Raw genomic sequence first — 22,462 nt, forward strand, 5'->3', positions numbered from 1 at the left:
AGCAATTTGGGACAACCCTTTTCATTTTATAATTTTGCATCTGCGAGCATGTTCGCGTAAATTCCGCCTTTTTCAAGAAGCTGCTGTTGCGTGCCTGACTCAACCAACTGGCCCATTTCCATCACGAATACAACATCGGCTTTTCGGACCGTATTCAACCGATGGGCAATGACAAAGCTGGTTCTGCCGACCATCAAGCGTTCAAGCGCTTCTTGGATTTTCAATTCGGTGACGGTATCAATGCTGCTGGTCGCTTCGTCTAAAAGGAGGATAACCGGATCGGCGATCAGCGCACGGGCTATCGACAGCAATTGCTTCTGCCCTTGGCTAATCATCGAGCCGTCTCCTTTGAGAATCGTTTCATAGCCGTCTGGGAGTTTTCCGATGAACTCATGGGCATTGGCTTTTTCTGCCGCTGCCCTTACTTCTTCATCAGTCGCGTCCAGCCGCCCGTACCGGATGTTTTCATAAACACTGGCTTCGAATAAAAAAGGATCTTGCAGGACAAAAGCGATTTGCTTCCGCAATGTTTCTCTCGGCATTGACGCAATCGGGGTGCCGTCAAGACGGATCTCACCTTCATTGGCATCATAGAATCTTGCCAATAATTGCATGATCGTCGTTTTGCCGGCACCGGTAGCGCCGACCAAAGCGGCTGTTTGGCCAATCCCCACACTAAAACTGACATCACGGATGGTCCAATCCTCTTCCGCCCCTTCGTATTTAAAAGAAACCTTATCGAACTCCACATAGCCTTGCAATTCTTTCTCGGCATTCAACACTTGACCGTCTTTTTCTTCCGTTTCTTCCATGACGGCAAAAACACGTTCTGCTCCAGCAATGGCTGACAATACCGTATTGAACTGGTTTGCCAAATCGTTAAGTGGACGCGTAAATTGCCGTGCATACTCCGTAAAGATGACAATCACACCGATCGAAACGCTGCCGTTAAGGGCTAATATCCCACCCACTCCAGCTACGATTGCAAAACTCGCGTTGTTAAGAAAGTTCATCACCTTTGGAATGAAACCGGAATAGGTCCAGGCCCAAAAACCGGTCTTGCGCAAGCGTTCGCTTTTTCCAAGAACTCCTCCATCACTCTCGGTTCCTGGGAAAAAGCTTTTACGATTTTCTGCCCCGAGATGGTTTCTTCGATCATCCCGTTCAATTCGCCGATGGCATGCTGCTGTTCTTTATAAAGGCGGCCTGTGCGTTTCGTAATCCATTGCATGGAAACATACATCAACGGAATGATAATGAGCGTCAACACGGTAAGCAAAGGGCTAAGCCATAACATGACCACAACTGTTCCGGTCAAAGTCAGCAGGCTCGAAAATACTTGGATAAACGAGCTGTTTAAAGTAGAAGATACGTTTTCGATGTCATTGGTCATCCGGCTCATCAATTCACCGTGCTGCCGTTTATCGAAAAAAGATACCGGCAAGCGCTGAAGATGTTCGAATAAACCGGTACGCATCCGGTAAATGACTTGTTGAGCAATGCCGACCATCCAGTAATTCTGCAAATACAAGGAAATAGAATGGCCAATGTACACTACTATCAGCCAGGCAATAATAATTCCCATCCCGTCAAAAGCTTCCGGCACAATATACTGGTCTATAATATGGCCGATCAGAAATGGCCCCAATAGAGCCAGTGCCGAACTCACGAAGACCAATGATAATACGGCAATCAATAGGAGGCGGTGTTCGTCCACGAGTTTCCAGATGCGCAGAAGCGTTGATTTCCAATTGTTTGCGCGTTCCGTCTTTTTATTGTCTTTCTTTTTTAAATCCTCTTTTCTGATGATCGGTTCATATCCAAAAGGGCGCCGGATGGCATCAAACATATTCATCCACCTCTTCTTCCTGTTGTGACAAGGCTATCTGTCTGTATAAAGCGGATTTTTCCAACAGCTCTTGATGAGTCCCATAAGCTGAAATCTCGCCTTCTTCCAGCAGCAGAATCCGGTCCGCTTTCATGGCCGTGCGGATTTTCTGGGTGACTACAAGCATCGTCGCACGCTCACGGTCCAGTTCTTCCCAGAGAGCGGCTTCCGTTTTCACATCCAAGGCGCTTGTACTGTCATCTAAAATCAGGATGGACGGTTCCCGCACGAGCGCACGGGCAATCGATAGCCGCTGCTTTTGGCCGCCGGATAAATTGACGCCTTTTTGTCCGACCCTTGTATCGTAAGCTTTCGGGAAATGTTCTACCGTATCATGGATTTGTGCTTTAATGGCCGCATCTTCGAGTTCATCTTGCGCAGCCTTGTCTTTGCCCCAAGAAAGGTTATCTGAAATCGTTCCCGTGAACAGAAGCGATTGCTGCGGGACAATCCCGATGCTTTTGCGCAGCGGGCAATGACCATTCTTGGACATCTATGCCATGTATCCGCACGCTGCCTTCAGTCGCGTCGTAAAAACGCGGAATAAGCTGAAGCAATGAGGATTTCCCTGAACCTGTCGCACCCATGATCGCCAATTTCTCGTTTGGTTTTATTTCAAACGAAATGTCTTTTAACACGTGGGCGGCAGTTCCCGGATAGGAGAATGAAACATTTTCAAAAACGACTGTTCCGTCTTCGACAGCCGCCTGCTTTCCTTGGCCGTCCTTTTCCAAAACATTTTCAGCCAATAAAATCTCTTCAATCCGTTCAGATGAAGCCTTTGAACGGGCAAAAGCCATAATGATGAAGGAGAACATGGAAAATGCCCCGGTCATGCGCATTGCGTAGTTGACAATCGCCACCAGCTCGCCAATCTGGGCGCCGTTTGCCTGTATTTGTGAAGCACCGAACCATAAAACGGCAAGCAGCGACACGTTCATGCCAAATAGTAAAATCGGCAAAATTGTTTCCATGATCCGGAATGCTTTGACTGTATCTATTTTCAAGGAATCGGCCACTTCAGAAAAGCGGTTCGATTCGTACCTGCCGCGGAGATACGCTTTGATCAAGCGAACAGCCTGGAGATTTTCTTGGATCATCCGGTTCAGGCGATCCAGCCGCTGTTGGACAAAGCTGAAATAGCGGACGCCTTTTAATACCATGAAATAGAGGAATGCCAATAGGAATGGGAACACGAGAACTAAGTAAACCGCAAGCTTCGCATTGACCACCAGCGCCATGATCATACTGCCAATTACCAGGAGCGGAGCACGCAGCATGATGCGCAGTCCCATGAACAGGATCTGCTGGACGAGCGTCACATCGCTCGTCAAGCGGGTAATCAACCCGGAAGCCGGAAACTTATTGAATGTCGCAAGCGAAAAAGATTGAATCTTGCCATACACGGCTTTGCGAAGATCAAATGAAAAACTTTGGGAGACATGCGCAGCGTAGTAGGAATTCACGATGCCTGACAGCAAGGCAATAAATGAAAGAACCATCAGAACAATTCCATATTGGACGATCCGGTCCTGGTCTCCTTCCAGAATCCCATCGTCGATGATTTTGGCGATGACGAGCGGCTGCATCAACTCAACTGTGAGTTCAAGCAACATAAGAAACAACGCAAAAATTATGGGGATCTTATAGGGTTTAGCATATGCAAATACAGTCTTCATTGGTGTGGCCCCCTAAACATTTCGAAACACGAATCTTTTGTTGACTATTATGCCACAGTTTTCTGACAACAGGTAGCAAAAGTCATTAGAAAATGAAAAAGGTGATGCATTTTTTGCATCACCTTTTGGTCTAAGCTTATGTAAACGTCCATGCATGGAGCTTTATGCTTTTTTTGTTTTCTTCTCCCCTGCGAGTGACAGCCAAGTGACGAAAACAAGCATGACAAGCGCCCCGGCAAGTTGGAGCGGCTCCAATAATTGATTGAACCAAAAGACTGAGATCACCATTGCTGTCAGCGGTTCGAACGAAGAAAGAATGCTCGTCTCAACGGCTGTGATATAGCGCATGCTGCTCAAGAACAGCACAAAAGCAATCGTGCCGATAATGATGATGGTACAGATTGCGAGAACCAGTCCACCCTGTGACAGTTTCGGCCATTCGTCCGAAAGAAAAATCGGATTCGCCAAGCCGAGAAAAATCCCGCCAAATAACATCGACCAGCCAACTACGAGCAGCACTCCCCATTCCTGCATCAATCTGGCCGGATACAGCGTATAGAATGCAAAAGTCAGCCCTACAAGAATTCCCCAGAATAAAGCTTCACTGCTAATGATCAATTGCGTCGGCTTGCCGTTTGTCAAAAGCAGAAACAGCCCGGCTAAAGTTCCGATCATCCCAACCACTTGGTAAACCGGCGGCCATTTCCGTTGGCGCAGTGAAATGAAGAGGATAATGTAAATGGGCGCCAGAAACTGCAGCAAGGTCGCAACTACCGCATCGCTCGCTTCTATGGCTGCAACAAAACTAAATTGCACACCGAGCATACCGAATAACGCAAAGATGATCAAAGGCATTATCCAGATCTTTCCCGTGAAAATAGCTGTTATCCTAACTTTTTTCAGCTTCAGGAAAAGCAATAGGAGCAATCCCGCTACGGTCAGCCGAATGGTCAGTAAGAACGAAACTGATATGCCGAACTCTGCCATTGTCCACTCCATTAGAGGGCCTGTCGCACCCCACAGCATAGCCCCCGATAAAATCATGGCAATCCCTTTCAAACGTTCCATCAAATCGCTCCTTTCCATATGAAAAACCAATCCCGGGAGATTGGTTCCAGTTTTCATTGACTAAATTCCAATACGGCTTCACTGATTCTCATAGACGCAGATAGGCGCTGCATTGTTTTTTCAATAAGACATATTTAACATTAAACCGATATAAGATGCAATGATAAATCCGCTTCCGCATAAAATTGATAGCCAAGGCGATAATGCGCGCTTGTAGCCAATGACCATCATGGCAAGCAGCAGCAGCCCCAGTACAATAAATAAAATGCCGTTAATGGAGGCATCCCAGCTTCCATCGATCGGGATATAAAGGGGACCTTTCAACATTTCTACAAATGGCGCCGGCCCTTCCGATCTGAATGTGTTATTGATATTATGCGGCGGTGCTTGCTTGCTCATGAATGCCGTAAATAGAAAAACGAGAAGCAATAGGCCGCTTTCTGCGCGGAGCCACGCCCGTTCATAATATTTTCGTTTATTCAAGAAGGCATTGATCGCTGCTGCTGCGAGCAGCGGCACGATGCTCAAATGCTTCAGCAACAAGAGCTGGCCATAAGGCAATACCCAGGAGCGGGCATATTGCGAAGGTTCTACGAAAAACAACATGATCGCAACGCCGCTCGCAAACAAGACGGCGACACAAGCGATGGCAAACGGCGTAAACCACGAAAGAAAACTTCGCCATTCCGTTTTGCTTTCCGCAAACCACGAAACATGCAGCAAAATTCCTGTCCAAACGGCCATCGCGAGAAAATGGATCGTATGGCTCGCAAATCCTCCCCATAAATTCAAGGTCGAAACATGGCTGAAGTAGCCGACCGCTAATATAAGGACGCCTAAAAAATACACGGTGATATGTTTTGAAAAATTGAGCAAGGTTGCTGCTGCTAAAATGATGCAGAATAATCCCGTCACGATCCAGCCATGGCCAGTCCGGTAATCCACTAGCACCTTAAAGAAAACAGCAAACCAACTTTGGTCGTCTGCAAGGAAGTTCGTCAATTCGATGACCGGTGCCAAGGAAAACAAGGCAATGGCAGCTACGCTCAATAGTTCAAGAACTTTCGATTCACGGAGAACCGGCTTTTTCGAAATCGGTACGAACTTCAAAACAACCGAACCTGCCAGATATGAAAATGCGATGTAGACGAAAACATCGGACAAAGCCGTAAAAGCGATCATCGTTTGTTCTTCATGAGCTTAACCATTCCCGCCGCGACTAAAATAATGGCAGCAACAATCAATACAGTCACCCATACGTTGCTGTTTTCTTCCTCGCTTTGTGCGGTTTCGGCAGCTTCTGCCGTTTCATTTTCTGCCGTTTCATCAGACTCTTCTTCAATTGCCGGTTCTTCTTCAGCCGGTTCTTCTGCAACTTCTTCTTGAGGAGCTTCAACATCTACACCAAAAAGAATTTGCCCTTCAATCGGATGTCCGTCTTCACCGATGATTTTCCAGTCGATGATGTATTGGCCATTTGGCAGTTCGTTCGTTACTTCACCGGTCATAATATTATCAGATACGGTGATTTCACCTAACTCAATGGAAGCTTCTGGCCCGCTTAACGTCATGGAACTGCCTTCTTCGATCACTGTTCCGAATTCCAGTTCAATATTTTCTGGCTTAGTAGACAATACTTCCCCTTCGGATGGATTGGATTCAGTCAACGTGGTGTGCGCCATCACAGTAAATGGCACGAGGGAAATAAATAAAATTAACAAAATGGCAACTTTTCTCATGAATTATCTCACTTCTTTCAAATTTTTCATTTTTTCTTCCCCCATTCTCTCATGATTGCTACAATAAATATAGTTAATGTATAGTAAAATAATTGATACAAAAATTGGGAAAAGGATGACGATAGTCCTTTTCTTCTCTATAATGAAGGTAGACTTACGAGAAGGAGCGTCATGGCATGAGCGAATTGCAACAAATACTTTCCGACAACCTGGTTTTTAACCATATCCCTTTTCCCATCATCATCATGGATAAAGACGGACTTGTGGTATGGTGCAACCGTCATGCGGAGCGTGTATTTCAATTAGAACCTGAAACGATTAAAGGTACATTATATCCTTATATGAATCCCGAAAAAGCAGCTCTTTACAAACAAACATGGGAAAACATCATACATAGCAAAGAGCCGATCCGTTTCGAAGAGATAGAAGTTGGCCTTGGAGATGGAACACGTACGTATACGACAATTGTGACCAAAGCTTTTGCTTCCGGCGATGAGCGATTTGTAATGTCCATATTTGAAGTGGATGAATCCACGGAAGAAATATCGGCTAGCCGCGAATTGAACAGCCTGCGCGATGGGTTGGATGCTTCATTCATGTTGTTGTATTTTGATGAAGAATTCTTGATTACTTATGCCAATCCGTTATTCCTGAAATTAAGCAAATGGACGCCGAAACGGATTCTCGGCAAACCCATCTGGCAAATGTTCGGCGAAGAAAGCGACGATGTGAATTTCGTTGAAAACTTGATCAGCACGTTAAGAAGCGGCAAAGTATGGAATGGCCAAGCCAAGAAATTGAAAAAAGACGGCGAAGAATATTGGGTGGAATTAACAGCGATTCCGATGGATTTAAAAGGGGACGATACGTATTACATCTTCTTGGAAAAAGACATCACTGCTGCTAAAAAAGCGCAGCACCATTTAGAAGAAATTGCCTTCATTGATCCGATTACCGGACTTGAAAACCGCCATCGCCTTGAACAAGTAGTCAATGACCATATTAAAGAAGGAAAGCATTTTTCATTCGTCTTCTTTGATATTGACCGTTTTTATACATTGCGCGACGTTTCCGATACAGATACCGAAAACGAATTATTGACTGAATTTACAAAACGCCTGCGCATGTATTTTTCGGATTCGATCATTACGCGTGCAGGATTGCATGAATTCGCGTTGATTACGCCTCTTAGCAATTGGTTTATCGAAGGCTTCCTGCATTATTTGCAGCAGCACCCGATCTATATCCAAGGAACTGCGATTCCGTTGACAGTGAGCGGTGCCATTACCCGTTATCCGGAAGACCAGCAATCCTTTGTCCACTTGATCAAAGCTTCTCATGTTACCATTAAAAAAGTAAAAGAGCGCGGCGGCAGTGCGATTTCAGCATTGACTTCCGACGACCATGAACGGTTGAACCGCAAATCCTTGATTGAAAAACGCCTAATCCATGCATTAGACCGCCACAACTTGCATTTAATGTACCAGCCGCAAGTCAATTTGAGCACGGGGATCGTCGAGCGCGTCGAAGCTTTGGTGCGCTGGGAAGATTCTGAAGTGGGCATCGTAACTCCGGAAGAACTGATTCCGATTGCCGAAGAAAATGGCATGATCCATGAAATCGGCATGTTTGTTCTCGAAACGGTTTGCGCCCAGATAAAAGAATGGAACTCCCGCGGCATCCACATGAACGTCAGCATCAACTCGTCTATCCGGGAATTCCGCGATAAGGATATGGCAAAATCATTCTTGGAACAAATCCAGTTGAATAGCTGTGATCCAAGTGCTTTGACCATCGAAATCACTGAGAAATTTGCACTGGAAGCAGAAGCAGAGCGTTCCATCATCAAACAGATGAAACAATTAAACCAGGCAGGAATTTCGTTCGCCCTTGATGATTTTGGAACGGGTTATGCATCATTCCGCTATATGCTGATGTTGCCGATCTCAAGCTTGAAGATCGACCGGACCATTATCCAGTCCATCACGAAACAAGAAAAAATGCAGAAAATGATTAAAGGCATGATCCAATTCGGCAAGAGTCTGGACTTCCAAGTCATTGCCGAAGGCGTCGAGACCAATGAACAACTGGAACTTTTACGTGCCATGAACTGCGACATGATCCAAGGCTTCATCACCGGGCACCCAATGGAAGCAAAAGAGTTGGAGAAATGGTTGAATTAGTGTAGAAAAGCGGAGGTGCCTGTTTAGCTTCGACAAGCTTAAGGCAGAACACGAAGGAAATCCTGAATTCCGTAGTGGGCTGACTTAAGACCTCGAGAAGCTAGGCACCGCAGCTGGACATCGAAAAGCGGAAGCGGCCACATTCCACTTCCAAAACACCTATAACTATAAAAAATCGGCATGTCCAAAACATCAGTTTTGGGTCATGCCGATTTTTCTTTGGATGCGTTTCGCTTGCCGCTTGAAAAAGAGCTGCATCAAGACTTCTGCAAATACCAGTCCCATTGCGACCGCACCTGAAATCATCAAAGCTTCAGAAGCGTAAGTGATGGCTTCCAAGTAATTATTCTCTACAATATTACGCATTGCATTATAAGCTTTGCTTCCTGGAACTAACGGAATGATGCCCGCAACACTGAAAATGATCATCGGCATCTTGAACTTTTTAGCCAATAAGTGGGCAACTAACGCCACCCCAAAAGCTCCGGCAAAAGATGCTTGCGTGGTATCGTCCAACACCAATACATAGCTCCGGTAAATCAGCCATCCGGTCATACCCACCAGCCCGCAGCTGAGCAAAGTTTTTCGAGGTGTATTGAAAATAACGCCAAATGAGCCTGCTGCTAAAAAACTAAGAAACGCTTCTAATGGCCAATTCATCCAATCCCTCCTTTAAAATGACAGCACCAAAGCAATTCCGGCACCTATCGCAAAAGCCGTCAGAAAAGCTTCCGCTCCTTTTGAAAGCCCCGAAACAAAATGGCCGGCCATCAAATCGCGGACGGCATTCGTGATCAATAGCCCTGGCACCAGCGGCATGATTGAGCCGATAATGATGGTATCGAGATCAGTTCCATAGCCCGAATAGACCGCGAGCAACGCGAGAATTCCGATTGCCAATGCTCCGATAAATTCCGCAAAGAACTTGACACGGGTTTGGATTAAAATCGTTTCAACTATGATAAAACCCGTTCCTCCAAATACAAAAGCGAATGGCAAATCGCTCCAGCTGCCGCCAAGCAATATGAGAAAACAGCCGCTTGCCATGGCAGCCGCAAGGATTTGCAGCCATATATGAAATTTATAATTTGTCTGATCGATCACTTGCAATTCTTCATAAGCTTTTTGCAAGGTATATTCTCCAGCCACCAACCGACGCGAAACAGCGTTGACTAATGCCACCCGCTCCAAGTCTGTTTGCCGGTCATTGATGCGGACAAAACGGGTAGCCATTTCTTCCGTTGGCGAAAACATGATCCCCGTTGGTGTAACAAAACAATGCGAATGTGTCATCTTTTGTGAAATTGCCATCCGGATCATCGTGTCTTCCACACGGTAAGTTTCTGCACCGTTTTCCATCAAAATCTTACCAGCCAATAAAAAACAATCCAGGGCAAGCTCGCGCCTTGTTTCTCCAATTTCAGCCACATGCTTTCCCTCCTTACATTTCACAATTCATCATAACGCATTAACGCAAAAATATAAACGCCTCTTAAGCCAGAGGCGTTTATACTTTGTATTCCCATTATTCACTTTTAAGGTTTCAAAATAACTTTTGTGCAATCATCTGTGTGGTCATTGAAAATCTGATAAGCTTCGCTCGCTTTTTCAAGCGGCATAATATGAGAAATGATTTCTCGAGGATCAAATTCCCCGTTCTCAATTTTCTCGTAAAGCATTGGCATTAAGTGAACGACTGGTGCTTGTCCCATTTTCATCGTAACATTACGCTCGAAAATATTGCCAAGCGGGAACATATTATAATTTAAGCCATAAACGCCAGTCAATTGAATCGTACCGAATTTGCTTACTGCATCTTTTGCGATATCAATCGCACTTAACGTACCGCCTTGCAATTTCAATTTCTGCTGGACTGCTTCTGCCGGTGACTTCTTCCCATCCATTCCGACACAATCAATCACGACATGGGCTCCACCACTTGTAATTTCATGGATATAAGCACCCATATTATCGTGCTGCGAAAAGTCGAAAACTTCTACGTTGTTCATTTCTTTCGCCTTTTGCATGCGATATGGAATTTCATCCACGGCAATAACACGCTTCGCGCCTTTCATCCACGCGAATTTTTGAGTCATTAAACCAATCGGTCCGCAGCCAAGTACGACTACTGTATCGCCTGGTTTAACGCCTGAATGTTCAACACTCCACCAAGCTGTCGGCAATACATCCGACAAGAACAAGACAGATTCATCTTCTAACTCTGAAGATTCCGGAATGACGAATGGCAGGAAGTTTCCATAAGGAACTCGCAAGTACTCAGCTTGTCCGCCTTGATAATCCCCGTAGCGTTCTGTAAAGCCGAAATAGCCGCCTGTATCGAAATGCGGATTGCCGTTAGAATTATCACATTGGCTTTCCATGTCATGGGTGCAATAATGGCACTGCCCGCAACTTACGTTAAATGGCAGAACAATGCGGTCGCCTTTTTTCACTTTCGTGACTTCAGGTCCGACTTCTTCAACAATCCCCATCGGTTCGTGTCCGATGACGTAATCTTTTCTGGCAGGCAATGCTCCTTGGTACATATGCAAATCCGAACCGCAAATCGCTGTAGAAGTGATTTTCACAATGATATCGTCTTTTTTCAAAAGCTCCGGGTCTTTCACATTCTTGACTCTCATATCCTTGACGCCTTGAAACGTTACTGCTTTCATCCATATCCCTCCATTTTTCAGAATACTTCACTTCTTCCCTATTTCGAATAAAAAAAAACGTCAAAAAAAGCACGGGGAAGATCTTTTCTTCCCCGTGCCGCTTATTTGTAGCTTAAAGTTTGGATCAGTTTGAAATCATTCAACCCGTAGCTAGTGATTTCACTATTCGCGATTGTGTACAAGCTGTCATCAACATAAAGAAGTCGTTGGACGCTCGTTTCCCAATCTTCATATTGCATCGTAGAATCTTTTATCAAATCGGCCGCTTTTTCAATTCCTTCTGGTGTGATGGTAAAGAGCATGGCTCCCGAACCTTGGTATCGAATAGAGTCGTTTTCGCCTTCTGTATACGCTGCAACCGGGAAGCCGTAAAGATTCGATGCTGTATGGGTAAATAAGGCTTTATGGTCGTATTGCAAGGGCGAATACGTTCCCGGACCGCCAATGATTTCCGTATCTTTTTCCAACGGATTGCTGAAGTCGCTGACGTCGAATAAAGAAATCTTCATGCCGCCGGTTACAACTCTCGGCTCTTCGCCTTTGACCGGTTCGAGTTTTGTGTCATAGCCGAAGCCAATTAAATGATTTTCATCCAAGGGGTGAAGATAGTTTGAAAATCCAGGAATTTTCAATTCTCCTAGCACTTTAGGTGAAGACGGGGCTGATACATCAATGACGAATAAAGGATCCGTTTCTTTAAATGTGACCATATACGCTTTATCTCCCATGAAACGGGCCGAGTAGATTCGTTCCCCTTGTGCCAAATCCTCTACAGATCCAATTTGCTTCATGCCTCCGTCCAATACGAATAAGTGATTTTTAGAAGGTGCTGCCTCATCCCAGGCAAATCCTTCCGTCGTGACCACCCGGAAATAGCCATTGTACTCATCCATTGAAAATTGATTCAGCAACGTTCCTGCAACTTCATTGGAAGCAACAAATTCCACGCTTTCTCCTTCTAGATGAAATTTGAAGATTTCCGTATTGGCTGATTGAGGCTGCCATACGGACATATCCGGGCCATCGTCTTGTTCTGCTTCATCGATCGGCATATAAACGGAAGCCGTAATATAGAGATTTTCGGCATTCATGTACATCTGTTCACTTCCGCCCAAATAGCCTTCGGTTGAAATAGAGTTTTCGGTTGGGTCCGTTAAATCAATCGCGGTTATGAGACTGTAATTGCCTTCCATCGTCCCTGGAAGGATGGATAAATTTTCATAAGGCAATGGCTGCAATTCCTCACCATTATTGGAATCGTAATGGTGAGGACGCAATTCCGGATCTTTCTGCTCTTCCATGATCCAATAATCCGGATAGACATTCGTTACAAAATACAGCATCGCTCCTGTCAACCGCGCGCCGTTCAGGTTGCCTTCAGTTCCGAATTCACGAATCAACTGCGGAGATGCGGGATTTTCAATATCATACAGATAGACAGAAGTCAGGCCGATATGTGGTTGATAATCATTGATTTTGCCTTCGGTCGGCAAAACGGAATACTGACTCCCCAATACGACAAGCGTGTTTTCGGACAAAAACAATTGCTGGGGATACATATCCTTCTTAAACAGGAGTTTGGCTGCTACGCTCATTTCTGCCGGATTTCTGACATCCGATATCACTACTGATGAATCGCTGATTGAATAAACGAAAGAACCGTCCGTTTTCACAAGATCTGCCTCATCTACCCCTTCTACTTGATTGTTCGTAGATGAAAAATCCCCGCTCTCGCCGCCGGCAGCATCTGACGAGCTGGATTCTTCGGTAGCCATGGAGTCAGTTGCACCGCTAGTAGTACTTCCATCACTTTGTTGCTGCAATTCAAGCAACCGGGCAAAATACGCTTTCAATTCATCTTCATTTGAAAGGTTCTTCAATTCTTCCTGCACGACAAAAGAAATTTCTGACAGAGCCAAACTCTTTAATAAGCTTCCTCTAACCGCAGTTTTTTTGATATGGAGCTTGTATTCTCCTGTTGCCAGCAAAGGAATTTCAATCGTCTTGCCATTTTTAAGAAGCGTCATTTCTGCATCGACCGGCTCTCCACTCGAATCCGTCAAGTACAAATCACCTTTTTCAATCGCATCCGGATTCAGCGGCGAAGAAAAATTCGCCTTCCATCCTTGGTCAGCCAAAGCAATCGAAGAGGCACTGACTGTCACTTTATCCATCATAAAAGCGACAGCCAATCCAATAATCGCAACTGCCGCTGCTGCGATTAACCACGCACTCCTTTTCTTCATCTTAACCCCGCCCTTTCATCCGCCTTTATCCATTAGACAGAAGTTCGGTAAAAAAGTTACAAAATTCTTTATTTAATTTTGAGAGCCTTTCGGAATGTCTCCATAAACACTTGCGGGGATTCTGCGGATTTACCGCCGCCTTGCACAAATCCGCGTTTCCTCCGCCTTTCCCATCCGTCAACGCCAATAACTCAGGTAAAATTCCTTTCATATTGCCTTCCGCATTCTCTCCTTTTGCACCGACAAAACGGACATCTTCTCCGTCTATAGAAATGAATAAGAGATAGGCGTCTGGATTTTGTGCACTAACCAGACGGGCCAGTTGCTGAATTTCTTTGATGGGACGTCCATGAAAAATTTGTTCGATAACTGTTCCGGTTTCAGAAGCCAAGCTTTCGGCTTCTTTTTCAAGGAGCTGTTGCTGCAGCTCCTTCATCTTTTTCTCGTTTGCCGCTTTTTCTTTTAATAATTCCGAGGCCGCATTTCCTAATTCCGCAACCGGTGCATTCATCTGTTTGACCAATTCGTCCGTTGTAGCGGCCAATAGCCGGAAATAATCCATTGCCCGATATCCGCATAAAAAGTAAATTCTCGTTCCGCCTTTTGCTTTTTCATTGCTAATAATTTTAATCAGTCCGATATCCGCTGTGTTTTTCGGATGGGTTCCTCCACATGCATTCAAATCCACTCCATCGATAGACACTAATCGGATATCGCCCTCCACAGCGGGCGGTTTCCGCAAGTTCATTCCTTGGGACTGCTCTTGTGTCACCCACTCGGTTTCAATTGGCAGATGCCGGCGAATCACATCATTCGCTTTCTTTTCAACTGCCTCAAGAGTCACCGCATCAATGGAAGGCGTATTCAAATCAATGGACACCGCTCTTCCCCAAGATGAAAACTGGTTGTTTTCATCTGATGGAAATCATCAAAAATCGCACTCAGTACATGTTGCCCAGCATGCTGCTGCATATGGTCAAATCTTCTTTTCCAATCAATTTCAGCTTCGTACTGGCCGGGTGGAACTGGGGACTCGGTGTAATGGAGAATTTCTCCGTCTAGGGTTTGGACATTCGTTACTTGAACTTCTCCGATTCTGCCTGTGTCTGCAGGCTGGCCGCCGCCTTCAGGATAAAAGCAGGTCTGGTCCAGAACTGCATAAAAGCCAACACTGTTTTGGCCATTCCTATTCACTCTTACAATTGCCTTTTTCATTTCCGGGTCCTGATAATATAGTTTTTCAGTCATTTGAATTCCTTCTTTCCATTGAATTGAATACAGAGGCTTGAGTTTATGATTTCCTGGTTAGTGGAAAACATTCTATAAAGACAGTATGTAATCATTGCGGCAATCCGCTTTTCCATTAAAGGATGTTACCTAGTAATCAGCTGATAACTTCCATTCTGTCATCACTATATCAGGAAGCCAATTAGGAGGAAACGAAATGCCGAGATTTGAACGTTCGGTTTTATTGTATAACGGGGCGGCTGGAGCGTCCACGAACCAGGAAATTTTGCCGTTGGTTATCGGCCCACTTGCTAAAGCATCCAAGAATCTGATCTTAGTCCAAACTGAAACAAAAGAAGAATTTGAAGAAGCCTGCATCAGGCATGCAGATTCTGCCGATGTGCTTTTCGTCGCAGGCGGCGACGGCACTGTACATTCTGCTGTCCAGGCCCTCTGCTATCTCGAAAATGCGCCGATTTTGGGAATTTTGCCTGGAGGGACATGCAATGACTTTGCGCGCACATTGGATATTCCACTTGCACTTGATGAAGCTGCGCAAGCTTTAGCTGATGGGGAAATTAAGAACGTGGATATCGCTTTAGCCAACAATCATTCGTTTTTGAATTTTGCGGGCATCGGCTTGATCACTGACGCTTCATCGAATATTGATCCAAATTTAAAAGAACGCTATGGAAAACTTAGCTATTTCATGAGTGCCTTGCAAATGATGAGACAAGCTGAAAGTTTTGTAGTCAATTTGGAAATTGACGGTATCCACTACAGCGAAAATGCAGTTCTCGTTTTAGTCATGAATGGTAAATCCATCGGCACCCATGCGTTTCCTTTAGCCGAGATCGATCCAACAGATGGACTGCTCGATATCTTTGTCATTCAAACATCCTCCATTGCAGCAATTCGTGAATGGTTCTCGCTTTCTCAACCCGATATTACTGCAGATGAACTGGAGCATATCACCCATTTCAAAGGGAAAGATATTGTTCTCAAAACAGAGACGGATATGGATGTGGATACAGACGGGGAGATTTATCTCAAAACTCCTTTAGAAATAAAGATTCAGCCTCAAAATATAAAAATGCTTGTCCCCAAAGTGCAGGAACAAGCATTTTAAGAAAAACCGGCCATTCGAGTGGCCGGTTTTTTCAATCTTCAAATGGCCAAGCTGGCAGCATCTGATTCAGTTTTCGGTCTTCGCGCTTTCCGAGCACGTAATCCGCTTGCATTAAGGTATGGATTTCACGCGTTCCTTCATAAATTACCGGAGCTTTTGAATTTCGCAGGAACCGAGCAACCGGGTATTCATCCGAATAGCCGTATGCGCCATGGATCTGCACAGCATCATCAGCTGCCTGATTGGCAAAATCACAAGCCTGCCACTTAGCGAGTGAAGTCTCTCGCGTATTCCGGATTCCTTTGTTCTTCATTTCACCCGCTCTGTAGACGAGTAAGCGGCTCATCTGAAAACCAGCTTCCATTTTAGCAATCATTTGCTGGACCAATTGATGTTCACCAATCGGCTTGCCGAATGTCGAACGCGACTGGCAATACTTCACGCTTTCTTCAATGCATGCCATCAATAAGCCGCAAGCTCCTGCCGCGACGGTAAAGCGGCCATTATCCAATGAAGCCATGGCAATTTTAAAACCTTCCCCTTCTTCGCCAAGGCGGTTGCCGACAGGAATTCGCACATCTTCAAAGAAAAGTTCCCCTGTATTGCCCGAGCGTATACCGTATTTTCCCTTGATCGCTTTTGATGAAAACCCTTCTCTTGAACGCTCGACGATAAAAGCGCTGATTCCTTTATGCTTCAATGATTTATCGGTATATGCGAAAACGATAAAATGATCGGCCACATCACATAAAGAAATCCAGGTTTTTTGGCCATTTAAGACATATTCATCGCCTTCGCGTTTAGCAGTAGTCGAAAGCGCTGAAACGTCCGACCCCGCCTCCCGGCTCAGTCAAACCGAATGCCCCAATCTTTTCACCTTTTGCCTGTGGAACCAAAAACTGCTCTTTTTGTTCTTCAGTCCCCCATTGGAGAAGGGACATGGAATTCAAGCCGGTGTGGACAGAAACTGCAGTACGGAAAGCAGTATCTCCCCGTTCAAGCTCTTCACAAACGATCGCCAGCGAATTATAATCCATTCCGCTGCCGCCGTATTTTTCCGGGATGCATACGCCCATCAGCCCAAGATCTGCAAGCCGCTTCCAAATTGCCGGATCGAATGCGCCGCCTGTATCCCATTCAGCGATATGGGGTAAAATTTCATCATCAACAAACTTTCGGACGGTTTGCCGCAATAACACTTGTTCGGATGAAAAATCGAAATCCACAAAAGCCCTCTCCTTCCATACGTCAGCTTTGATAAGCTGAACGATGAACCGTTTCTTTGATTTCCACACCGCGCTTTGCCATTTCCTCGATGTATTCAGCCCCCGGAACAATAAGTTCTGGCGGATAAGAACCTTTTCTGTCGATAATCCCCTCTCCGATCATCTGGGCAACTGCTGAAATCGTATAGGCAGTAGCGCGAGCCATTGCCGTCACGCCTGTTTCTTGATCTCTTACCGTAATCATTGTGTATTCAAACGTCAATGTTTCCTCATTTTTCAGCCCGGAAACCAGAACCCGTAGAAGCACGGCATCCTGTTTATCGCCAAGCTCTGTAATCGGCGTGAGGACTTCCCTTAATACATCTCTCAACTTGATTTGGTTTCCGGCAATGGTAACGGTTTTATCACGATCCGTAAATCCTAAGTCGACGAGGAGTTTGAATTTTTCTGCATGCCCTTTATAGCGAAGCGTCTTGTATTCCAATGTTTCAACGTCTTCAAAAGTTTCGGTCAATGTCGAAGTTCCTCCGGAAGTGTGGAATGCTTCGAGTTCGCCAAAACCTTCAAATTCGATATGTTCGATTTCAGATAATGAATCCACTTCCAGCAGTTCGCCACGGCGAATGACGTGAGAAGGATCGGTATAATGGTCAAATACGCCATCCAGTGAAAAAACATGATTGTATTCAAGCGGCGGTTCCGGATCTACCGGTATTCCACCTACATACAACTTGATGTCTTGAACTTGGTCAAGTTTGCTTGCCCCGTATCCACTCAGGATATTAATCATTCCGGGAGCTACGCCTAAATCCGGAATCAGTGTCACACCTTTGTTTTCCGCTTCTTCGTGCATACTTAGCACTGCGTCTGTTGCGCCGCCAATATGTCCGCCTAAATCGACTGAATGCACACCACATTCGATTGCCAAGCGCGCGACTTTTTCATTAAACGTATAAAACAGCGCATTGATGACGACATCCGCTTTCGAAATGACAGCTTTCAGAGCCTCATCATCATTAGCATCAAGATAAATAGCTTCGAGTTTCGCGCTGCCTAAATGTTCAACGAACAAATCAGCCTGCGCTACATTCAAATCAGCTAAATACACTTTTTCCACTTTTTCATTGGCAATCAAATCTCCTGCTGCTTGTTTCCCCATCAACCCTGCACCCAATACTGCGATTTTCATCGTCATTCCCCTTTCCGGATTCAGATATCATTATCAATTTGTGCACGCTGCAATTTCCGCTGTAGTCGACATAGATGCTCTTCCATTCCGTAAACACGTCTAGAGCTGCGACCCCCGAATCGCGGTGGCCATTGCCTGTTCCTTTCGTGCCTCCGAACGGCAAGTGGATTTCAGCGCCGGTTGTCCCTGCGTTAATGTAGACGATGCCCGTATCCAGGTCACGCTGCGCTTTAAAGACCCGATTGACATCTGCCGTATAAATGGAACTGGACAGCCCGTAAATAACGCCGTTATTCACTTCGATCGCTTCATCGAATCCATCAACTTCAATTATGGAAACGACCGGTCCGAAAATTTCTTCTTGGGCGATGCGCATTTCAGGCGTCACGCCTGTAAACAATGTCGGTGCGTAATAGTTCCCTTTATCGTAAGTCCCGCCTTTTAGCGTTTCTCCTCCGACAAGCAGCGTTGCCCCTTCCTGTTGCCCGATTTCTACATAAGAATGGATTTTCTCCAACGCTTTTTGATTGATCACCGGCCCTACTTTTACGGATTCATCTATTCCATCACCAATCGTCAATGTTTCCATTTTTTCCAAAAGACGTTTTTGCAGTTCTTCTTTTGCATCTTTATGGACAATCACCCTGCTGCAGGCCGTGCATCGCTGGCCAGCAGTTCCGAAAGCACTCCACAATATCCCTTCAACTGCCAGATCAAGGTCTGCATCTTCCATAACAATCACGGCGTTCTTTCCACCCATTTCTAGAGACACTTTCTTCAGATGGCGTCCGCCCATTTCTGCTACTTGCCGCCCTGTATCCGTAGACCCGGTAAATGAAATAACCCGAATATCCGGATGTTCGATCATTGCCGTACCAACCTCGGAACCTGCGCCAAAGACAATATTGGCAACCCCTTCCGGAAGTCCGACTTCCTCAAAAATCTTCGCCATTTCATAAGCCATCATTGGCGTTTCAGTAGCGGGCTTCCATAAGAACGTATTTCCTCCGACGATGGCAGGAAAAGATTTCCATGTGGCAATGGCTACAGGGAAATTCCAAGGAGTAATGAGACCCACAACGCCGATTGGGGCACGAACACTCATCGCGAATTTATCGGCTAGCTCTGATGGCGTGGTTTCACCAAACATCCGCCGGCCCTCACCTGCCATATAATAGGCCATATCAATTCCTTCTTGCACTTCTCCGCGTCCTTCTTCGATTACCTTGCCCATCTCTTTGGTGAGCACTTGCGCCAGATGTTCTTTTCTTTCTTTCATCAAACGGCCAATTTCGTATAAATAATCTGCTCTTTTAGGAGCAGGAACCTTAGCCCATGTTTTTTGCGCCAGCTTTGCCGCTTTAGCCGCTTCATCTACTTCGGCTTTTGTGGACATCTGAACCTGCGCTAACTCCTCACCTGTCGCTGGATTTAATACAGGCGTAAATTTCGCATTTTGTGGATCTTGCCATTTTCCATTGATAAAGTTAACCAATTTCATATTCATATCCCCTCCGCTGCAAATATATGTAACCGCTTTCATTATCATTATTTCATAAGGTACAGGAGAATCCTACCCCTTTACAGCTAAAATTCAAAATTTTCTTTTATTTTACTGTTATGTGAATAGCCCTGCTTTTCATAAGCGTTTGGACATTTTGATGTGAACAAATAGCCATTTCTATGAAATTGCTCGAAATCTATTGACACTAACGGTGCGTCATAGTCTAATCTAGAAGAAGAGGTGATCATATGTACAAAGTACAGGAAGTGGCAAAAATTGCTGGTGTCAGTGTTCGCACACTTCACCATTACGACAGCATTGGATTGTTGAAACCATCGAATATTGGTTCTAATCGTTACCGCTATTATAATGATGCAGATTTGCGTTTGCTCCAGCATATTTTATTTTTCAAAGAAATTGGATTCTCATTGAAAAAAATCCAGGAAATCGTTGCTGAAGGGTTCGACACTACTTACGCATTGACCACACATATTGATTTGTTGAGAAAGAAAAAAGAGCGGATTGAAAGCTTGATCAGCAGCGCTGAGCAAACTTTGCTTGAGAATGCAGGAGCAGAACCTTTGGCTAATGCAGATCGCTTTGCAGCTTTTTCCATCAAAAAAACAGACGATGACATCAAAAAATATAAACTGGCTGCAACTGAACTTGATGCGAAGCCAATTGCCGATTCTACTGTAACGGACGATGAAATAATTGAAGTTAGCGCTGAAGAGCTTACGCCATTTGTAAACTCGCCAGTAGAACTTGAAGAGTTTATTGAAGAAACAAATTCCATTGAAGAGCCTCAACCCGAAAAGGAAGAAGAAGATTTGGAAGAAATCAACCGGGAAGGAAATCGCATCTATCAATCAGTTGCAAGTTTGATGCACCTTTCTCCGAAAGCGGCGGAAGTACAGAAAGAAATGCATGCTTATTTCACTTTGCTGAACCGCTTCTATGATTGCACGCCTAAAATGTTCCGTGGCCTTGCCGACCTTTATGCAGCTGATAGCCGTTTCGCTAATAATATTGATCAGCATGGACAAGGATTGGCAAACTATTTGAAAGAAGCGATGTACGTTTACGCTTCCATTTTGCAAGATGCGTGAGTTAATCGGGCCATGCAGCAGCTGTGGCAAAGACATCTATTGCCGGGACGGATTTCTTGATGGGGTTTATGTTGACGGTGAACTGATTTGCTTTGACTGTGCGGAAGAACAAGAACAATAAAACAGAAAAAAACGCTGCCGGATTTCGGCAGCGTTTTTCTTATTTTCCTGATATTAACAACTCGATTCGAATCTAAGCGGCTGTTTCCGCTTTTCTTATTGTCCAGACTCCAGCGCCCAACCCCTCGAGGTCTTAAGCCACCCAGCTCTGGAAATCAGGATTTCCGCCGCCGGTCGCCTTAAGCTTGTCGGGGCTTACCGGGCGCTTCCGCTTTTCTTATTGTCTAGACTCCAACAGCCAGATTCTCGGGTCATAAGTCAATCTGGCTGGGCGGCTGAAAAAACGCCGCTTCGCCAGTTCGCCTTATGCCTTTCGAATCTAAGCGGCTGTTTCCGCTTTTCTTATTGTCCAGACTCCAACAGCCAGATTCTCGGGTCATAAGTCAATCTGGCTGGGCGGCTGAAAAAACGCCGCTTCGCCAGTTCGCCTTATGCCTTTCGAATCTAAGCGGCTGTTTCCGCTTTTCTTTTATACTTCAGCTGTTTCTTTAATCGCATCTAACCGCTCTTGCACTTCAGCACCGGTTAACCCGTGCTCAAACGCATAACGGTTGCGTGGATGCTCGCGGCATTCGTCTGAGCAAGAACGCATATATTTGTGTTCGTTTTCTTCAGAGGCCAAAATTTTCTTATTGCATTCCGGGTTTGCACAGTTTACATAGCGTTCACATGGTTCGCCAGTAAAGTGGTCTTTCCCTACAACAACATGCTCAACTTGGTTGATCGGCACGGCAATACGCTCATCAAAGACGTACATTTGTCCATCCCAAAGTTGTCCTTTTACTTCTGGATCTTTTCCGTAAGTTGCGATGCCGCCGTGCAATTGAGCCACGTCTTCAAAGCCTTCTCTTTTCAGCCAGCCAGAGAATTTTTCACAGCGGATTCCGCCTGTGCAGTAAGTCAAAATTTTCTTGCCTTCAAACATCTCTTTGTTTTCACGGACCCATTCCGGCAAATCACGGAAGTTTTCAACATCCGGACGCACAGCGCCGCGGAAGTGGCCTAAATCATATTCGTAATCGTTGCGTGCATCTAGCACGATTGTATCCTGGTCCTGCATGCGTTTATAGAATTCTGCAGGCTCTAAATAAGTTCCCGTCAATTCATGTGGATTGATGTCTTCTTCCAATCCTAAGTGGACGATTTCCTTTTTAGGGCGTACATGCATTTTTTTGAATGCATGGCCATCAGCTGCATCTATTTTGAAAACGATATCTGAAAAGCGCGAGTCGCTCTTCAGCATTTCCATGTATGCTTCTGTTTGTTCGATTGTACCTGAACATGTACCGTTGATTCCTTCCTCGGAAACAAGGATGCGTCCTTTTAATCCAAGTTCCTTGCACGCTGCCAAATGTTCAGCTGCGAACGTTTCCGGATCTTCAATCGGCGTATATAGATAGTAAAGTAAAACATTGTGTGTATGATTTTGCATGAATCATACCCCCTATTCTTCAATTTGTCCCTTTAGCCATTTTAGGCT

Annotated in this window: 14 protein-coding genes and 4 pseudogenes; 3 read left to right on the forward strand and 15 right to left on the reverse strand. The window is 45.2% G+C overall.

Features of this window, described 5'->3' with window-relative positions; genetic code table 11:
• Positions 1 to 26: 26 nt before the first annotated feature.
• The 5 genes and pseudogenes from L0M13_RS14515 to L0M13_RS14535 form a co-directional block, all read right to left on the reverse strand.
• A pseudogene (locus tag L0M13_RS14515) lies at positions 27 to 1,849 on the reverse strand (ABC transporter ATP-binding protein).
• Positions 1,842 to 3,567, reverse strand: a pseudogene (locus L0M13_RS14520) (ABC transporter ATP-binding protein). Before L0M13_RS14520 ends, L0M13_RS14515 begins: the two co-directional pseudogenes overlap by 8 nt.
• Positions 3,568 to 3,729: 162 nt before the next feature.
• Positions 3,730 to 4,635: a DMT family transporter gene (locus tag L0M13_RS14525; RefSeq protein ID WP_235197168.1), complete on the reverse strand. Its 906-nt coding sequence runs from the start codon at positions 4,633 to 4,635 to the stop codon at positions 3,730 to 3,732.
• Positions 4,636 to 4,755: 120 nt separating this feature from the next.
• Positions 4,756 to 5,817, reverse strand: a complete 1,062-nt coding sequence (locus L0M13_RS14530) for a copper resistance D family protein (RefSeq protein ID WP_235197169.1) — start codon at positions 5,815 to 5,817, stop codon at positions 4,756 to 4,758.
• Positions 5,814 to 6,356 carry a copper resistance CopC family protein gene (locus L0M13_RS14535; protein ID WP_235197170.1) on the reverse strand — a complete coding sequence of 181 codons (543 nt, stop codon included), beginning with the start codon at positions 6,354 to 6,356 and terminating at the stop codon, positions 5,814 to 5,816. The genes L0M13_RS14530 and L0M13_RS14535 overlap by 4 nt, the downstream gene beginning before the upstream one ends.
• Positions 6,357 to 6,550: 194 nt before the next feature.
• Here L0M13_RS14535 and L0M13_RS14540 point away from each other — a divergent pair, with 194 nt between their 5' ends.
• Positions 6,551 to 8,557 carry a sensor domain-containing protein gene (locus L0M13_RS14540; protein ID WP_235197171.1) on the forward strand — a complete coding sequence of 669 codons (2,007 nt, stop codon included), beginning with the start codon at positions 6,551 to 6,553 and terminating at the stop codon, positions 8,555 to 8,557.
• A gap of 192 nt (positions 8,558 to 8,749) precedes the next feature.
• Here L0M13_RS14540 and L0M13_RS14545 read toward each other — a convergent pair whose 3' ends face one another.
• The 6 genes from L0M13_RS14545 to L0M13_RS14570 form a co-directional block, all read right to left on the reverse strand.
• The gene (locus L0M13_RS14545; protein ID WP_235197172.1) at positions 8,750 to 9,217 is read right to left on the reverse strand and encodes a threonine/serine exporter family protein; all 468 of its coding nucleotides are present in this window, start codon (positions 9,215 to 9,217) and stop codon (positions 8,750 to 8,752) included.
• A 12-nt stretch (positions 9,218 to 9,229) separates the two neighbouring features.
• The gene (locus L0M13_RS14550; RefSeq protein ID WP_235197173.1) at positions 9,230 to 9,985 is read right to left on the reverse strand and encodes a threonine/serine exporter family protein; all 756 of its coding nucleotides are present in this window, start codon (positions 9,983 to 9,985) and stop codon (positions 9,230 to 9,232) included.
• Positions 9,986 to 10,092: 107 nt separating this feature from the next.
• Complete coding sequence (locus L0M13_RS14555; RefSeq protein ID WP_235197174.1) at positions 10,093 to 11,232, reverse strand: zinc-dependent alcohol dehydrogenase; 1,140 nt, start codon at positions 11,230 to 11,232, stop codon at positions 10,093 to 10,095.
• 101 nt (positions 11,233 to 11,333) lie between these two features.
• Positions 11,334 to 13,478 carry a beta-propeller domain-containing protein gene (locus L0M13_RS14560; RefSeq protein ID WP_235197175.1) on the reverse strand — a complete coding sequence of 715 codons (2,145 nt, stop codon included), beginning with the start codon at positions 13,476 to 13,478 and terminating at the stop codon, positions 11,334 to 11,336.
• Between the two features lie 25 nt (positions 13,479 to 13,503).
• Positions 13,504 to 14,358 (reverse strand): alanine--tRNA ligase, encoded by an 855-nt coding sequence (locus tag L0M13_RS14565; RefSeq protein WP_235197176.1) that lies wholly within the window; start codon positions 14,356 to 14,358, stop codon positions 13,504 to 13,506.
• A complete protein-coding gene (locus L0M13_RS14570) occupies positions 14,343 to 14,726 on the reverse strand; it encodes an alanine--tRNA ligase-related protein (RefSeq protein WP_235197177.1) in 384 nt (127 codons plus the stop codon). The genes L0M13_RS14565 and L0M13_RS14570 overlap by 16 nt, the downstream gene beginning before the upstream one ends.
• Positions 14,727 to 14,922: 196 nt before the next feature.
• On the opposite strand from L0M13_RS14570, the gene L0M13_RS14575 reads away from it, so the two are divergent.
• Entirely contained in the window at positions 14,923 to 15,834 is a 912-nt protein-coding gene (locus L0M13_RS14575) for a diacylglycerol/lipid kinase family protein (protein ID WP_235197178.1), read from the forward strand.
• A gap of 31 nt (positions 15,835 to 15,865) precedes the next feature.
• On the opposite strand, the pseudogene L0M13_RS14580 reads toward L0M13_RS14575, so the two are convergent.
• The 3 genes and pseudogenes from L0M13_RS14580 to L0M13_RS14590 all read right to left on the reverse strand — a co-directional run bounded on the left by L0M13_RS14580 (position 15,866) and on the right by L0M13_RS14590 (position 19,750).
• A pseudogene (locus L0M13_RS14580) lies at positions 15,866 to 17,060 on the reverse strand (acyl-CoA dehydrogenase family protein).
• 22 nt (positions 17,061 to 17,082) lie between these two features.
• Complete coding sequence (locus L0M13_RS14585; RefSeq protein WP_235197179.1) at positions 17,083 to 18,249, reverse strand: saccharopine dehydrogenase family protein; 1,167 nt, start codon at positions 18,247 to 18,249, stop codon at positions 17,083 to 17,085.
• A gap of 20 nt (positions 18,250 to 18,269) precedes the next feature.
• Positions 18,270 to 19,750, reverse strand: a pseudogene (locus tag L0M13_RS14590) (aldehyde dehydrogenase family protein).
• A 251-nt stretch (positions 19,751 to 20,001) separates the two neighbouring features.
• On the opposite strand from L0M13_RS14590, the gene L0M13_RS14595 reads away from it, so the two are divergent.
• Positions 20,002 to 20,862: a MerR family transcriptional regulator gene (locus L0M13_RS14595; protein WP_235197180.1), complete on the forward strand. Its 861-nt coding sequence runs from the start codon at positions 20,002 to 20,004 to the stop codon at positions 20,860 to 20,862.
• Between the two features lie 589 nt (positions 20,863 to 21,451).
• On the opposite strand, the gene L0M13_RS14600 is transcribed toward L0M13_RS14595, so the two are convergent.
• Complete coding sequence (locus L0M13_RS14600) at positions 21,452 to 22,414, reverse strand: oxygen-dependent tRNA uridine(34) hydroxylase TrhO (protein ID WP_235197181.1); 963 nt, start codon at positions 22,412 to 22,414, stop codon at positions 21,452 to 21,454.
• Positions 22,415 to 22,462 lie beyond the last annotated feature (48 nt).

The sequence above is a fragment of the Planococcus sp. 107-1 genome, from assembly GCF_021513255.1.
Taxonomy (GTDB): domain Bacteria; phylum Bacillota; class Bacilli; order Bacillales_A; family Planococcaceae; genus Planococcus.